This window comes from Glycomyces sp. NPDC021274 (assembly GCF_040641195.1).
Lineage (GTDB): Bacteria > Actinomycetota > Actinomycetes > Mycobacteriales > Micromonosporaceae > Glycomyces.
This window is the reverse complement of record NZ_JBFADC010000002.1, coordinates 536,593-552,893: the sequence shown is the minus strand read 5'-3', so window position 1 is coordinate 552,893 and position 16,301 is coordinate 536,593. Positions and strand designations below refer to the sequence as shown.

Below are 16,301 nucleotides of genomic sequence, written 5' to 3'. Positions count from 1 at the left end.
GTCCGTCTGCGCATCCCGCAAGGCGTGTCGGCCAGGTTCGCTATGGTGCAGGTTCCGGCTGGTCGCATCGACGTTAGGTGGAGCCCATGTCCGTACCGGACTCGTTCGAACCACATCTGCGCGGGAAGACGCTCGCGCCGCCCGGCGCCGACCTCGTGCTCGCCGAGTGGGAGGCCGAGGGCTCCCCGGACGGCTCGCGCGTGTACCAGGCGCCGCTGCACCGCCACGGCGACGACGAGGCGTGGTACGTGCTCGAAGGGACGCTCGCCGTGCGGATCGGCGAGGAGGAGGTCGAGGTCCCCGCGGGCGGTGCCGCGATCGTCCCGGGCGGCCTCGCGCACACGTTCTGGAATCCCCGCCCGGAACCGGCACGGTATCTCCTGGTCATGGGCGCCAAGACGAATGCGCTGATCAACGCCATCCACGCGGCGGCCGACCGCAGTCCCGAGGCGATGCGCCGGCTCTTCGAGCAGCACGACGCAGAGCTGCTCGAGTAGGCGTCAGCCCGCAGGAGCTCGTCCACGGGCGGACGACCCGGGGCCGGACTTCGCAGCCCCGGCGGCCCGGGTCGTACCCCGCTCAACTTGTGAGCGCTCACGGAATTACCATCAATTTCGATTGAGATATTGACGTACATCAACCGTGAGCGCTAACATTTGCTCGCATCCGGACCCCTACGTGACGAGCGAGGTGCCATGCCCAACCCTCCCGACACCGAACCCCCGCCCCGCAGGCAGGGCAGGCGGTCGCGCGCGGCCTTCGAGGCCTACGCGATGCTCGCGCCGAGCATCCTCGGCTTCGCGGTGTTCCTGATCGCGCCGATCGTGATCGTCGTCGTCCTGAGCTTCTACGACTGGAACCTCCTGTCCGACCCCGAGTTCATCGGCCTCGAGAACTACCGCGAGCTGGCGGGGGACGAGCGGGCCCTCAAGTCGATCGGCAACACCTTCTACTACGTGCTGCTCAACATCCCCGCCCAGACCGTGCTGGCCCTGCTCCTGGCGCTGGCGCTCAATTCGAAGATCAAGGCCCGCAACACGTTCCGCGTGCTGTACGTGCTGCCGTGGATGGCGATGCCGGTCGCGCTCGGCGTGATCTGGCGGTGGGTGTTCGACCCGCAGTACGGGGCCCTGAACCGCTTCCTCGACCTGTTCGGGGTCGACGGCGCGGCCTGGCTCACCGACTCCAGCTGGGCCATGCCGGTGATCGCCTCGGTGAACGTCTGGCAGTACACCGGGTACACGATGCTGTTCTTCCTCGCCGGGCTGCAGGCGATCCCGGCCCAGCTCTACGAAGCGGCCGATGTGGACGGCGCCTCGCCGCTGTACCGGTTCTTCGCGATCACGCTGCCGCTGCTGCGCCCGGCGATGCTGTTCGTGCTCATCACCAGCGTGATCGGCTCGTTCCAGGTCTTCGACACCATCCACGTGATGACCGCCGGCGGCCCGGCCGGGTCGACCGCGACGCTGAACTACCAGATCTACCTGGAGTCGTTCACGCAGCGCAACGCCGGCTACGCGTCCATGCTCGCGGTGGTCCTGTTCGCGATCATCGCGCTCATCACCCTGGCGCAGGCCGCGCTCTTCCGCAAGCGCACCACCTACGACTTCAGTTAGGGGCCGACCATGAAGAAGATCCCGCTCTACCTGGTGCTCATCATGGGCGCGCTGGTCTCGGTGGGCCCGTACCTGCTGACGCTGAACGCCGCGTTCAAGTCCAAACAGGAGATCCTGACCTCCGAGCCGTGGGCGCTCCCGGCGAACCCGATCTTCTCGAACTTCGGGGAGGTCTGGAGCCGGTACGACTTCGCGACCTTCGTCGTGAACTCGGTGATCGTGGCCGTGGCGGTCACCATCGGCCAGCTCGTGTTCTCCACGCTCGCCGCGTACGCCTTCGCGCGCCTCGACTTCCCGGGCCGCGACCAGCTGTTCTGGGCCTACATCGCGACCCTCATGGTGCCGCAGATCGTGACCCTCGTGCCCACCTTCATCATCGTGCGCGAGCTCGGCCTGGTCGACACGCACGTGGGCCTGATCATGCCGTTCGTGTTCGGGTTCCTCATGCCCTACGGGGTGTTCCTGGTGCGCCAGTACTTCAAGACCATCCCGTCCTCCATCGAGGACGCGGCCCGCATCGACGGGGCCGGGACGTTCACCATCCTGTGGCGCGTCATGATCCCGATGGCGAAACCGATCCTCGGCACGCTCGCGATCATCAGCTTCGTCAACACCTGGAACAACCTGCTGTGGCCGCTCATCATCACGCACTCGGAGTCCACCCGGGTGATCACGCGCGGCATCGCGCAGATGCAGTCCCAGTTCAACCAGGAGTACCACCTCATCCTGGCCGCCTCCACCATGGCACTCCTCCCGCTGGTCGCCGTCTTCCTGGTGTTCCAGCGCCACATCGTCCGCTCCATCGCCCTCTCCGGCATGAAGTGACGCCCCGACCTTCCAACGACGAAAGGAAACGGCATGTACAAGACGCGCACCGCGGCCCTCGCCGCCCTCGCGCTCGCCCTCCCCGCCGCACTCGCCGCCTGCAGCGGCGACGACGGGGGACCGGTGACGCTGCGCTACGCCTTCTGGGACGACAACCAGCGGCCCGCGCTCGAAGCGATGATCGAGGCCTTCAACGAGGAGCACCCCGACATCGAGGTCGAGCTCGAGCAGAACCCCTGGGAGGACTACTGGGCCGGGCTCGACAGCCGCTTCGCGGCCGAAGAGGCCCCGGACGTGTTCTGGAACCACGTCTCGCGCTTCCCGACCTACGCCGCCAACGGCGTCCTCCTGCCGATCACCGACGACATCGAGGACGACGGCGTCGACCCCGCGATCTACCCCGAGAACCTCTACGAATCCTGGCAGTACGAAGGCGAGCAGTACGGCCTCCCGAAGGACTGGGACTCCATCGCCCTCGTCTACCGCCTCGACGCCCTCGAAGCCGCCGGGATCGACCCGGCCACGGTGAACGACCTCGAATGGAACCCCGTCGACGGCGGCACCTACGTCGAGTTCCTGCAGAAGCTCACCGTCGACGCGAACGGCAACAACGCGCTGAGCCCGGACTTCGACCCCGAGAACGTGGTCCAGTACGGCACCGCGATGTCCTCGAACACCGGCCAGACCGACTGGTGGAACTACGCGGTCCAGAACGGCTGCTCCCTTCAGACCGAACCCTGGGGCGACTACGCCATCGACGCCCCCGAGTGCGTCGAGGCCATCCAGTTCACTGCGGACCTCTACAACAAGTGGCACGTCGCCGTGCCCGCCGAGTCCACCAACCAGCCGAACGGCGGCGTCCCCGGCGACTACGTGGTCCCCGGCCAGGCGGCCACCACCCTCGACGGCTCGTGGATGCTCAGCTTCTACCGCGACGGCCTCGAGCCCGGCTCATGGGCGGTCGCCGACAACCCGTCCGGTCCGGTCGGCTCCGGCACCGTCATCAACGGCCTCTCCAACGCGATCTACGCCGGCACCGATCACCCCGACGAGGCCTGGGAACTCGTCAAGTTCCTCGGTTCCGAAGAGGCCCAGTCCATCAGCACGGGCATGGGCTCGGTGTGGCCCGGGATCAGCTCCCTCAACCAGGGCTTCGCCGACTACTGGGCCGGGGAGGGCATCGACGTCACGGGCTTCCAGACCGCCGCCGAAGGCACCACCACCGGCTACCCGCTCTCGATGAACGACGCCGCCTTCGGCACGGCCGCAATGGACGAGTTCAATCAGGTCTGGCTGGGGCAGAAGGACGCCCAGGAGGCGGCCGAGGCGGTCGTCGCGATCGCCAACGCCGAATAGCCGCACCCGAACCGAAAGGCAACCGACAGCATGAGCGCCGCCGGACCCCGACCCGTGAGCATCTTCGACGTCGCGAAGCGGGCGGGGGTGTCGCACCAGACCGTCTCGCGCGTCATCAACGACGCCCCGATGGTCGCCGACGCCACCAGGGCCAGGGTCAAGGCCGCGATCGCCGAGCTGGGCTACCGGCCCAACCGGTCGGCCCGCACCCTCGCCGGCGGCGCCGTGCGGTCGGTCACCGTCTTCACCTTCGACACCTCCCTGTACGGCACGGCGGAGACCCTCCGCGGCATCGAGGACGCCGCCAGCGCGGCCGGGTTCACCGTGCTCATCTCCGTGCTCGATCCCGAGCAGGCGTACACCGAGGGCGACATCCTCGGCCGCCTCTCGCACGACGGCGCCCCCGCGATCGTCATAGCCCACGACGAGACCACCACGCAGACCCGGCGCATCCTCAGGAAGGCCCAGCCGGGCGCGGTGGTCGCCACCGGCGACGACCAGCTCGCCGGCGAACCCGGTGCCGCCGACTGGCTCGTCCCGCTCGACGACCGCGTCGTCGCCAAGCGGGCGACGAAGTACCTCTTGTCCATGGGCCACAGGACAGTGCACTACCTCGCGATGCCGGGCAAGGCGCGCCGCCAGGACGGCTGGGCCGAGGCGCTGGCCGAGGCGGGGATCGAACCGCCCGAAGTGGTCCAGTCGGGCTGGACGATCGGGTCGGCGGCGGAGGCCGCGTCCGGACTCGTCGCCGACACCGGGGTCACCGCGATCATGTGCGGCAACGACGACCTCGCGTTCGGCGTCCTCCACGCCGCCCACCGCGCCGGGCGCAGCATCCCCGGCGATCTCAGCGTCATCGGCTGCGACGACAGCCCGATGGCCGCCTACCATGTCCCCGGTCTGACCACTGTGGACCTCGATTTCCGCGGCGTCGGCCGCAGCGCCTTCGAACTGCTGCGACACAAGCTCGAAGGCGGGCCCGAGCCCCGCCCGTCCTGGCGGTCACCCGAACTCATCGTCCGGGAGACCTCCGGGCCTCCGCACCACTGACGACAACCGAAAGGGCTGCAATGCACGACTCCCGTCTCTGGGCCATCGACACGCCGAACACCAGCTATGTCGTGGCCGTGGACGAACACGACCGGCTCCGCGGCCTCCACTGGGGGCCAAAGCTGAGTCCGGAGCAGGCGCTGGCCCTCCTCGACCTGCCGGCGTCCCCGTTCCGGCCGGTCGTCGGCCGCGAGCCCCGCTTCGACCTCGGTGCGGGATCGGCGTTCCAGTACGGCCACAACGGCCTCCAGGTGCGCTTCAGCGACGGCACGCGGGACCTCGAACTCGTCTTCGCCGAGGCGATCGAAGGGGACGGCGACCTCACCTTCGTCTTCACCGACCGGCACTACCCGCTCGAAGTGCGCACGCGCTACCGCAGCCACCCCGGCTCCGACGTCATCGAGCGCACCCTCGCGTTGCGCAACACCGGCATCGAGCCGATCGAGGTCGTCCGCGCCGACTCGGCGACCTGGGTCGTGCCCGGCCTCGACACCCCGCGCCTGAGCCAGCTCCACGGCGAGTGGGGCGCCGAAACGCAGCTCACCCGCACCACGATCCCGTACGGCGAGACCGTGATCGGCTCCCGGCGCGGGATCACGAGCCACCAGGCGAACCCGTGGGTCGCCATCGACGACGGCGAGGCCACCGAGACCTCGGGCCCGGTCTGGTCGACCGCGCTCGCGTGGAGCGGGACCTGGCGCATCACCGTCGAGAAGGGACCGACGGGCAGCGTCGTCGTCTCCGCCGGCTTCGGCCACGACCCGATCGCGATCCGCCTGGGCGGCGGCGAGACGCTCGAGACCCCGATCGCGGCCGGACTCCACACCACGGGAGGCTTCGCGTCGGCTGCGAGCGCTTGGCACGACTACGCGCTCGCACACGTCCTCCCGCACCCCGACGAGGTCCGGCCGGTCCTCTACAACTCCTGGGAGGCCACGGAGTTCGACTTCACCGCCGAGGACCAGATGCGGCTGGCCGACCGGGCCGCGGCCATGGGCTGCGAGCTGTTCGTCATGGACGACGGCTGGTTCGGCGCGCGCGTCAACGACCGGGCCGGGCTCGGCGACTGGACCCCGAACCCCGAGCGCTTCCCGGACGGCCTGGGGCCCTTGATCAAGCACGTCCACGGGTGCGGCATGCGGTTCGGCATCTGGGTCGAACCGGAGATGGTCAATCCCGACTCCGACCTGTACCGGGCCCACCCCGACTGGGTCTACCACCAGCCGCACCGGCGCCGCACCGAGGCGCGCCAGCAGCTGGTGCTCAACCTGGCCCGCCCCGACGTCGCCGACTACCTTCACGCCCGCCTCGACGAGCTGCTGAGCGAGAACGCGATCGACTTCGTCAAGTGGGACATGAACCGGCCCTTCACCGAGGCCGGCTGGCCGGACTCGGACGACCCCGACCGGCTCTGGTTCGACCACACCCGCAACCTCTACGCGATCCTCGACCGGCTCCGCGCCGACCACCCGAACCTGCGCATCGAGTCGTGCTCCTCCGGCGGCGGCCGGGTCGACTTCGGCATCCTGCGCCGCACCGACCAGGTGTGGACCTCGGACAACACCGACGCGGTGGACCGGATCGCGATCCAGGACGGCTTCGCGCAGGTCTACCCCGCAAGGGTCATGGGCGCGTGGGTCACCGACTCGCCGAACCCGTTGACGCGCAGGGAGGTGCCGCTCGACTTCCGCTTCCACGTCGCGATGGCCGGGGTGCTCGCCGTCGGCGGGGACCTGCGGATCTGGAGCGACGAGGACCAGGCCCGCGGCGCCGAGCTGGTGGCCGACTACAAGCGGATCCGCGAGGCCGTGCAGCTGGGCCGCCGGCACCCGCTGCGGGCCGGAGCGGTCACCGGCGTCCAGTACGACCGCGGCGACCGGACCGTGGTCCTGGTGTGGCGCAGGGCCCGGTCGTTCGGCTACCCGGACCCGCTGCTCAAGCTCCACGGGCTCGACCCCGACGCCCGCTACCGCGACGAGCGCACCGGCCGCGTCCACCACGGCGCGATCCTCGCCGCGCACGGCCTCGACGCGGGCCTCGATCCGGCCGACTACGCGTCGGCGATGATCGAGCTGACGAGGCTCCCGTAACCGGCGGGAGCTGACGAAACGCCAAGGCGGCGGGCCGAAGGGCCCGCCGCCTTCGTCGTCGGGCGATGCGCGGGTCGACATATGCGCATCTGCTTGGTATTCAAGGTCACCGGAACCAGGGATCTCTGTGGACTTCATATTGGTAATGATTTCCGTTACCATGATCAAGCCTCCCTCGATCCCTCCCCCGACCCTGAAGGACCCCGATGACCCTGACCTCAGCGCTGCCGCGGGCCGGAGCCCTCGCCGCCGCGCTCCTCCTCACCGCGCTGGCGGCACCACCGGCATCGGCTCAGCCCGACGACCGCACCGTCCTCTCGGTCGGCCACACCGACGCCATGCAGGCGTACATGGACGGCGGTGAACTCAAGCTGCGGGTCAAGGACGACACCGGTGAGCAGGTCGCCTACCGCCACCCGGACGACGTCCTCTTCCAGGTGCTGCCGCACGCCGAGATGCCCATTCCCGCGGGCTTCGACTTCCTCGGCGAGGCCGGCGACCCGATGTGGCTGCTGCCGATCCACCAGGACCACGGCCTGCTGTGGCCGGGTTGGAGCACTGAGCCGCTGAAGGCCGGCGAGCTGCGCGACGACAGGATCCAGCTGACCCTGGCGGGCGTCGAAGGCCCCGGCGAACTCGTCATGTGGAGCCCGGGAACCCTCGGCGGCTCCACCGTCCACTTCAACTCCCGCGACGGCCTGCCGGACTCGATCAACGTGAACATCAACTCCCACGTCCACGCGGCGTGGGGATTCACCGCCGAGGGGGAGTACACGCTCACGTGGAACGTGAGCGGGACCCTCCCGGACGGCACCCCGATCGCCTCGCAGAAGTACGACTACCAGTGGGTCGTCGGCGAGCTCCCGGGCGGCGACCCCGATCCCGACCCGGACCCCGACCCCGACCCGGGCACGCCCGGCCTCGACGACCGGCTGGTCCTGGACCGCGGCCACGTCGACGTCTTCGGGGTGACCATGGAGAGCGGCGTCCTCAACCTCGATGTCAAGGACGGCACCGCCCTCCACGACGAGGAGGAGACCCGCCGGGACCCCGACGACGTGGCCTTCCACGTCGTCCCCGAGACGGAGCTGGAGCTGACGCAGGAGCAGATCGACCTCTGGGGCCTGGGGGACCGGTACACCGCCGGGGACACGGTCTGGTGGCTGCCCGAATTCGACACGCCGGGAGTGCTGTTCGCCGGGTGGGACACCGATGTCGCCAGCAGTGAGTTGCTGAACGACGAGATCGCCCTCGAGTTCACCGATTTCAGCGGCCCGGGCGACCTCCTGATGTTCCTGCCGGCCGAGGGGCCGTGGGCCGAGAACCTGATCTTCGCCGACACGGCCGACGGCTTGCCCGACACCATCGCCACCACCGCCGACACGCACGCCCACGCGAACTGGTTCTTCAGCGAACCGGGTGTCTACACGCTCACCTGGCAGGCGCGGACGACGCTCGCCGACGGCACCGCCATCGCCTCCGACGCCGAGGAGTTCGTCTTCGTGGTCGGCGAATGGCCGGACGGCGACCCCGATCCCGACCCGGACCCCGACCCGGATCCCGACCCGGATCCCGAGCTCGAGAACACGCAGACCATCACCGCGACTGTGGACACCGATGCGGGCGGCCTGGTCATCAGCGTCGACCCGAACGACCGCGACGTGGTCCTCCCCGCCATGACGCTCAACAGCACCGCCACCCGCTGGACCACCGAAGGCGAGCTCCGCCCGGTCACCGTCACCGACACCCGCTCGGCCGACCCCGGCTGGAACGCCGCCGCGCAGGTCTCGCAGTTCTCCAGCGACGCAGGCGGATTCAGCAGCTCGCACCTCGGCTGGCTCCCCGGCGTCGTCTCCACCGGCGACAACCAGCAGGTCACGCCCGGGTCCGCCGTGCAAGGCGAACTCGACGGCGGCCCCGGCCTCGCCACCTCGCAGGCACTCGCCGCCGCCGCGGCCGGAGCCGGCAAGGGCACCTGCGTGCTCGGCGCCGACCTCCAGCTGGACCTGCCCACCGACATCGAGTCCGGGACCTACACCGCACTCGTCACGTTCACTGCAATTTAGACAACCCGAAAGGAACCCCGCTTTGCGCACCATTGCGAAGTACTCCGCCGTCGCGGCAGCCGCCGTCGCCGTCCTCGCCGCCACCGCCGCCCCGGCGGCCGCCGAGACCACCGGGACCTACGCGCTCCTCGACCAGGGCCACGTCGACGTGTTCGGCCTGGCCTACGAGGACGGGGCCCTCGACCTCCACGTCCACGACGAGGAGAGCGCCACCGAGTACGCCCCGAACGAAGTGCTCCTCAAGGCCGACAACGAGGCCAAGACCAAGCTCGCGGCCGGATACGAGTTCCTCGGTGCGGCCGGTTCGACGGCTTGGATCCTTCCCGACACCGAGGTCGACGGCCTGCTCTTCGCCGGTTACGGCGCCGAGGAGATCGCCGCGGGCGACCTCGTCGGCGACACCGTCGAGTTCACCGTCCTCGACGTGGAGGGCCGCGGCGGCGTCGCCTTGTACCAGGTGGACGACTTCGGCACCCCCAACGTCCTGTTCGACTCCGACGAAGGCGCCGGGAGCTGGGATGTGGCCGCGGGCGACCACGGCCACCTGAACTGGGGCTTTACGAAGTCCGGTCTCTACAAGTTCACCGTCGAAGCCGAAGGCGTCGACGCCGCCACCGGCCAGACGGTCTCGACCGGTGCAGTCGACTACTGGTTCTGGGTCGAGGCCTAGACCGTCTCCCCCACGTGAGGGGAGGGGCGGCCCGACGCACTCCCCGGACCGCCCCGCCCCCTCCGCAACCGCTCTCGCTCTGAAAGGAACCCCCTTGCGAACCCTCGCGAAGTCCTCCCTCGCCGCAGCCGCCATCGGCGCCGCGACCGCCCTGCTGTTCTCCGGCACCGCCCAGGCCGCCACCACCGTCAGCTCCGGACACGTCGACGTCCTCGCGCTCTCGTACGACGAGAGCACCGACAAGCTCGACATCGACGTGGAACTGTCGAACGGCTCGCTCGTCGAACCCGCCGACGTCATCTTCGACGTGCACAGCGGCCACGAGGTCACGACCACCAGCGCCACGGCCTGCCGCTGGGACGCCGGCACCAACTGGGTCCTGCCCCGGCTCTCGACCACCGGAAAGATCTGGGCCGGCTGGAACATCGACGGTCTCAACGCGGCCGACTTCGGCGGCGCCGTGACCGCCGACCTCATCTCCTACACCGCCCCGACCGGCGGGCACCTGTCCGTCTACGACGCCCAGACCGGCGTGACCCGCCTCCACACCGACCCGGCCTGCGACGACGGCACCATCGCCGTCTCCGAGACCCACCACCACCCGACCTGGGTCTTCACCCAGCCGGGCACCTACACGCTCACCTTCCAGCTCACCGACACCCACGTCACCGACGGCGCGGTGACCTCCGACCCGGTCACCTACACCTTCGACGTCGGCTAGCGACCTCGATCCCTCCCACAGGAGCGGGGCGGCCTCAGCGCTCGGCGACGCTCGCGATCCGATCGACGCCGCGGCCGAGGCCGCCCCGCACCATGACCCGAAAGAGCCCCGTGAAACCCGTCCCCGCCTTGAGCCTCAAAGTCCTGAGCGCCGCCGCGCTGGCCGTCTCGTTGACCGCCGCCGCCCTGCTGGCGATGAACGCCGCCTCCGCACAGGAGACGGAGGAGGAGCCCGCCGCCGTCACCTGGGGCGTCAATCCCTCCAGTCAGGACGGACCGGACGGCCGGGCCGCCTTCGACTACGAGCTCGACCCCGGCGACACCCTCATCGACTTCGTCGGCGTCTCGAACTTCGGCACCGAGCCGATCACCGTGGACCTGTACGCCTCGGACGCCTACACGACCGAGACCGGCACGTTCGACCTGCTGCCCTCCGACCAGGACCCGGTCGACGTCGGCTCCTGGGTCGGCTTCAACGAACCGCAGCTCGTCATCGCGCCGCAGACCCGCCTCGACGTGCCGTTCGCGCTCACCGTGCCCGCCGACGCCACCCCCGGCGACCACGTGGGCGGGATCGTCGCCGCCGTCACGGAGTCCACCACGGACGCGAGCGGCAACGAGATCCTGGTGGAGCGGCGCGTCGGCGCCCGCGTCCACCTGCGCGTCCAAGGCGATCTCGAACCGGGCCTCGTGCCCGAATCCGATGACGAGGCCTTCCACTACACGTGGAACCCGATCGAACCGGGCGACCTGAGCTTCGAGTACGCCGTGGAGAACACCGGCAACGTCCGTCTGCAAGGGACGCTCGTGGCCCGCGTCTCCGGCCCGTGGGGCCTGCTGCAGGAGGAGTTCATCGTCGCCGAACTCCCGCAGATCCTCCCCGGCGACCGCTACGAGGGCACCGCCCGCCTCGAAGGCGTCTGGCCGCTCCTCTACGAGCACCTCGAACTCACCGTCCGGCCCGAAGCGGTCAACGAGGTCGACGCCGAGGTGCCGCTGCCCTCGCGCGCCGACGAGACCGGCCTCTGGGCCCCGCCGTGGACGCAGCTCGCCGTCGTCGCGCTCATCGTCCTTGCGCTCCGGATCTGGATCAAAGCCCGCAGACGCAAGCGCGGCAAGGCGGTCCAGGCCGGTCCCGAATCTGACCCGAAGCCCGGGCCGGACCCGAAGCGGACCGACCCCGATGCGGCCGACGACCCCGCGCCCGCACCGAAATCCGACACCGCCGAAGCACCCGCCGGCGCATCTGAGAAGGAGCCCGCCGAAGCATGAAGCGCACCCCCACCATCCTGACCGGCGCGGCCTGCGCCGCCGCGCTGGCGCTCACCGGATGCTCCGGCGCGGGCGGGAGCAGCGACGGCGTCGACGTCGTCGTCACCACCGAGCTCATCAAGAACTGGACCGAAGCGGTCGGCGGCGACCGCGTCAACGTCGAGACGATCGTCCCGCCCGGCGGCGACCCGCACTCCTACGAGCCCAGTCCGAACGACGCCGCGAAAGTCGCCCGCGCCGAGCTCGCCTTCACCAACCACCTGCTCCTCGAGGACCACCCGCTCATCAAGCTCTTCGACGCGAACGTTCCCGAGGACGTCCCCAACCTCTCCCTCGCCGAGAACGCCGAGCCCTACGGCGCCAAGCTGATGCCGCTGGTCGAGAACATCAAGCTCGACACCGTCTGGCTCGGCTTCGGCGTGCGCGGCGCGACCGACACCCGGTCGGCCGAGATCGGCATCCGCCTCACCGAGTTCACCGGGCCGGGCCAGGCCACCATGTTCCTCACCGACGCCTTCGGCCAGCCCGAGATCTACTGGAACACCGCCGACGGCCTCGCCGCCGACGACGTGATCACCTTGCCGCCCAACGCGCACACGCACGTCAACTGGACCTTCACCGAACCCGGCGTCTACACGCTGACCACCGCCGCGACCCTCACCGACGGCGGGGCCGCCACTGACGCGGGCACGGCGACCTTCACTTACGCGGTCGGCGTCAACCCCCGCGAAGTCCAGCCCGGGGCCACGGTCCTCGACAGCGGCCACGTCGACCTCACCGTCGACCTCGACGCCGGGGGCTTCATCGCCCGCGACGACGACCGCGGCGAACTCGCCCCCGACTCGGTCGTCATCGACGTGCCGACCAAGGCCATCGAGGTGATCCCCGCCGAGGAGCAGTTCGCGTTCCTGGGTGCGGCGGGGGAGGAGATCTACCAGCTCCCGCAGGCCGTCCTGGGCAAGCACGTGCACGGCGAGATCGACCCGCACCTGTGGCAGGACGTCGCCAACGCCAAGGCCTACGTCCAGGTCATCGCCGACGCGCTCATCGAGCGCGACCCTGACGGGCGCGACACGTACGAGGCCAACCGCGACGCCTACCTGGCCGAACTCGACGACCTCGACGCCGAGGTCGCCGCCGCGATCGACACCATCCCCGAGGCGAACCGCCAGCTCATCACCACGCACGACGCGTTCGGCTACCTCGCCGACGCCTACGGCATGCAGATCGCCGGGTTCGTCGTCCCCAACCCGGCCGCCGAACCCAGCGCCAAGCAGGTCGAAGCCCTCACCGAGACCATCGCGGACCTCCAGGTGCAGGCCGTCTTCGTCGAACCCAACCTGCACGCCCGCGCTTCCGTGCTGCGCCAAGTGGCCGAAGACCAGGGCGTCCAGGTCTGCACCCTGCACGGCGACGCGCTGCCCCAAGACGCCCCGACCTATATCGACATGATGCGGCAGAACGCCTCTGAGCTCAGCCGCTGCCTGGGAGGACAACAATGAGACACCGCCGGACAACCGCCTTCGCGGGGGCCGCCGTACTCGCGGCGGGCCTGTACGCCGCGCCCGCGAACGCCCAAGCGGCCGAAGGACTCGCCGAGTTCGCGACCTCCGGCTCGCGCCTGTCGATCGACGCCCCCGCCGAACTGGCCACGGTGCCGTCGATCGTGCCCGAGCGCGAGGACTTCGCGTTCCTCGGTGACGCCGGTGACCTCGTGTGGGTCGCCGGAACCGTTGACGGCCAGACCTTCCCGATGCTCGACGCCCGCGAGGCCGACGCCGATGTGGCGGTGTCCCTGGTGAAGGCCGAAGGCCCGGGGGAGGCGTGGCTCTACACCTTCGAGGGCGCGGGTTTCGCCGCGCCACTCGCGTCCACTGCGGACAGTGTGACGTTCACGCTGACCGCCGGCACTTCGACGCCCGTGGTCCTGGCCGTGGACGAGCCCGGCCAGTACACCCTCGAACTCGTGGCCCAGCAGGACGGCGAACGCCAGAACTCGGCCGCCCCCACGGGGCACGGCCAGGCCGCCACCGCGGCCAGGACCACCTACAGCGTCACCGCCGAGGAAGCCACGGTTGCAGAGGCCCGGTCGATCGCGAACGACGGCGACGCCAACACCGGTGGCGCGCAGGCCGACGCGGCCTGCACCGTGATCGGCGACGGCCACATCGACATCGGCCCCCGCTTCGTGGACGGCACCTGGACCGCCCAACTGCGCGACGACACCGGCTCCGAATCGGTCTGGCGCGAGCTCGAAGACGTCGTGCTCCAGGTCCCCGACGCCGCACTGTTCCCGATCCCCGAGGGCGACTTCGGATTCCTCGGCGAACCCGGCCAGGACATCTACATGCTCCCGCAGGTGCAGGCCTCCGGCATCGTCTGGCCCGGCTGGAACACGCAGGACCGCAGCGTCATCGACGGCGTCCCGGGTGCGGTCGACTGGAACCTGACCGAAGTGGACGGGCCCGGCGATTTCACGATCTTCCTCACCGGCACGTTCGGCGGCGCTGACATCCTCTTCAACTCCGCCGAGGCCCTGCCGCAGACCGTCTCGATCCCGCGCAACACCCACGCGCACGGGAACTGGACGTTCTCCGAGCCCGGCGTCTACCGCCTCACGGTCGAGTTCACCGCCACCACCGGCGAGGGCGAGACGGTGACCGGCACCAAGGACCTCCAACTGGCGGTCGGCGACGCCGCCGACACGAACGCGGCCTGCTCCGGCGACGGCGGATCCGGTGACGGCTCCGGCAGCGGCTCGGGCGACAAGGACGACGACGGCGGCTTCCTGCCCACCACCGGCACCGGCTGGCTCCTCTGGGGCCTCGGCGCGGCGGCGATCGCGGTCGTGATCGGCATCGTCATCATGGTCGCGACCCGCAAGCGCCGCAACACCTCGGGCACTGCACCCGCTGGAGCGACCGATGCGAGCTGACCGCGACGACTCGGCTCTCGCAGACGCGGCCCCCGATGAAGCGGCCCCCGAGCGCTCCGCAGCGCAGTGCCGCCTGGAGGTCGCCGGAGTCGCGGTCACCCTCGGCGGCAACCAGGTCCTGCACGACGTGGACCTGGCCGTCGCCCCCGGTGAGACCGTGGGCCTCATCGGTCCGAACGGCGCCGGCAAGACCACCCTGCTCCGCGCCGTCCTCGGCCTGCTCGCCCCTGACACCGGCACCGTCCGCATCGCCGGGAACCCGCCACGCGGGGCCCGCAAGCACCTCGGATACGTCCCCCAGAAGCACGAGTTCGCCTGGGACTTCCCGATTACCGTCGCGGCGGCGATCCTCAACGCCCGCATCGCTACCCGCTGGGGCGGCACTGCGCGCAGAGCCGACCGCGAAGCCGTCGCGCGCGCTGTCGAACGGGTCGGTCTCACCGACCTCGCCGGCCGCCCGATCGGGGCGCTCTCGGGCGGCCAGCGCCAGCGCGTGCTCGTCGCCCGGGCGCTGGCCCGCGAACCCGGGCTGCTGCTGCTCGACGAACCGTTCACCGGAGTCGACGTGCCCACCCAGGAACTCCTGGTCGGGCTCCTCGGCCAGCTCGCCGAGGAGGGCACCGCGATCCTGATGACCACGCACGACCTGACGCAGGCGCGGGCGGTCTGCACCCGGCTGTGCCTGCTCAATCGCACCGTGGTCGCCGACGGTCCGCCGTCCGAACTGGACGACCCGGCACTGTGGCTGCGGGCGTTCGGGGTCGCCGAGTCCGAGCTGCTGCTCACCGGCACCGCGCGGGAGGCGACATGATCGAGTGGCTGGTCGAGCCGTGGCAGCTGCCGTTCATGCAGCGCGCGTTCGTCGTCGCGCTCGTCTCGGCCGTGGTGTGCGTCGTGGTCGGCGCGTTCGTCGTGCTGCGCGGCATGGCCTTCATCGGCGACGCCGTGGCGCACGCGGTGTTCCCGGGGGTCGCGATCGGGTTCGTGCTCCACGCGAACCTGGCGCTCACGGGCGCGGCGGCCGGGATCGTGACCGCTGTGGCGATCGCGCTGATCAGCCAGACGCGGAGGCTCAACGAGGACACGGTGATCGGCGTGTTCTGGGCCGGGTCCTTCGGTCTGGGGATCGTGATCGTCTCGACCCAGGACGCCTATACGGGCGATCTCACGTCGTTCCTGTTCGGACAGATCCTGGCGCTCGGCGACGGCGATGTGATCGCGGTGGCGGTCGTGGGCGCGGTCCTGGTCGGGCTCACGTTCCTGCTGCGCCGCCAGCTGATCGCGGTGAGCCTGGACCGCGAGACCGCGAAGGCGTCCGGTCTGCCGGTGCTGCTGCTCGACATGGTCCTGTACGCGATGGTCACGGCCGCGATCGTCGTCGCGCTCCAGGCGGTCGGGAACGTGCTCGTCCTGGCGCTGCTGGTGACCCCGGCGGCGACGGCCCGGATGGCCACCGAGCGGCTGGGGACGATGACCATTGCCGCCTGCGTCCTGGCGGCGTCCGGATCGGTTGCGGGCCTTTACGTCTCCTACCACTACAACCTGGCGGCCGGCGGCATGATCGTGCTGGTCCTGACCGGCATGTTCCTGCTCGCCTGGTTGGCCGCGCCGAAGCACGGGCTCCTCTGGAAGCGGCGCGCGACGAGCTCGCCGTAACGCGCACGACGAAGCGGGCCCGGCCACCGGCCGGGCCCGCTTCAC

The 16,301-nt window shown here is 70.3% G+C and carries 14 protein-coding genes; all 14 read left to right on the top strand.

Annotated elements, in window-relative coordinates:
• The first annotated feature begins 86 nt into the window (after positions 1–86).
• The 14 genes from AB0I03_RS06425 (at position 87) to AB0I03_RS06360 (ending at position 16,256) form a co-directional block, all read left to right on the top strand.
• Positions 87–497, top strand: a complete 411-nt coding sequence (locus AB0I03_RS06425; protein ID WP_360407378.1) for a cupin domain-containing protein — start codon at positions 87–89, stop codon at positions 495–497.
• Positions 498–695: 198 nt separating this feature from the next.
• Complete coding sequence (locus AB0I03_RS06420) at positions 696–1,616, top strand: sugar ABC transporter permease (RefSeq protein WP_360407375.1); 921 nt, start codon at positions 696–698, stop codon at positions 1,614–1,616.
• A 9-nt stretch (positions 1,617–1,625) separates the two neighbouring features.
• Positions 1,626–2,441 carry a carbohydrate ABC transporter permease gene (locus tag AB0I03_RS06415; RefSeq protein WP_360407372.1) on the top strand — a complete coding sequence of 272 codons (816 nt, stop codon included), beginning with the start codon at positions 1,626–1,628 and terminating at the stop codon, positions 2,439–2,441.
• Between the two features lie 33 nt (positions 2,442–2,474).
• Positions 2,475–3,797, top strand: a complete 1,323-nt coding sequence (locus AB0I03_RS06410) for a sugar ABC transporter substrate-binding protein (RefSeq protein WP_360407369.1) — start codon at positions 2,475–2,477, stop codon at positions 3,795–3,797.
• A gap of 30 nt (positions 3,798–3,827) precedes the next feature.
• Positions 3,828–4,847 (top strand): LacI family DNA-binding transcriptional regulator, encoded by a 1,020-nt coding sequence (locus tag AB0I03_RS06405; protein WP_360407366.1) that lies wholly within the window; start codon positions 3,828–3,830, stop codon positions 4,845–4,847.
• Positions 4,848–4,867: 20 nt separating this feature from the next.
• Positions 4,868–6,937: an alpha-galactosidase gene (locus tag AB0I03_RS06400; protein WP_360407363.1), complete on the top strand. Its 2,070-nt coding sequence runs from the start codon at positions 4,868–4,870 to the stop codon at positions 6,935–6,937.
• 206 nt (positions 6,938–7,143) lie between these two features.
• Positions 7,144–9,003: a choice-of-anchor M domain-containing protein gene (locus AB0I03_RS06395; protein WP_360407360.1), complete on the top strand. Its 1,860-nt coding sequence runs from the start codon at positions 7,144–7,146 to the stop codon at positions 9,001–9,003.
• A 22-nt stretch (positions 9,004–9,025) separates the two neighbouring features.
• Positions 9,026–9,673 carry a choice-of-anchor M domain-containing protein gene (locus tag AB0I03_RS06390; RefSeq protein WP_360407357.1) on the top strand — a complete coding sequence of 216 codons (648 nt, stop codon included), beginning with the start codon at positions 9,026–9,028 and terminating at the stop codon, positions 9,671–9,673.
• 94 nt (positions 9,674–9,767) lie between these two features.
• The gene (locus AB0I03_RS06385; RefSeq protein WP_360407354.1) at positions 9,768–10,394 is read left to right on the top strand and encodes a choice-of-anchor M domain-containing protein; all 627 of its coding nucleotides are present in this window, start codon (positions 9,768–9,770) and stop codon (positions 10,392–10,394) included.
• Positions 10,395–10,504: 110 nt separating this feature from the next.
• Positions 10,505–11,665, top strand: a complete 1,161-nt coding sequence (locus AB0I03_RS06380) for a DUF916 domain-containing protein (RefSeq protein ID WP_360407351.1) — start codon at positions 10,505–10,507, stop codon at positions 11,663–11,665.
• A complete protein-coding gene (locus tag AB0I03_RS06375; protein WP_360407348.1) occupies positions 11,662–13,167 on the top strand; it encodes an anchored repeat ABC transporter, substrate-binding protein in 1,506 nt (501 codons plus the stop codon). The genes AB0I03_RS06380 and AB0I03_RS06375 overlap by 4 nt, the downstream gene beginning before the upstream one ends.
• Complete coding sequence (locus tag AB0I03_RS06370) at positions 13,164–14,600, top strand: TIGR03773 family transporter-associated surface protein (RefSeq protein ID WP_360407345.1); 1,437 nt, start codon at positions 13,164–13,166, stop codon at positions 14,598–14,600. The genes AB0I03_RS06375 and AB0I03_RS06370 overlap by 4 nt, the downstream gene beginning before the upstream one ends.
• Complete coding sequence (locus AB0I03_RS06365; RefSeq protein ID WP_360407342.1) at positions 14,590–15,411, top strand: anchored repeat-type ABC transporter ATP-binding subunit; 822 nt, start codon at positions 14,590–14,592, stop codon at positions 15,409–15,411. Before AB0I03_RS06370 ends, AB0I03_RS06365 begins: the two co-directional genes overlap by 11 nt.
• The gene (locus AB0I03_RS06360) at positions 15,408–16,256 is read left to right on the top strand and encodes an anchored repeat-type ABC transporter permease subunit (RefSeq protein ID WP_360407339.1); all 849 of its coding nucleotides are present in this window, start codon (positions 15,408–15,410) and stop codon (positions 16,254–16,256) included. Before AB0I03_RS06365 ends, AB0I03_RS06360 begins: the two co-directional genes overlap by 4 nt.
• The last annotated feature ends 45 nt before the right edge of the window (positions 16,257–16,301 follow it).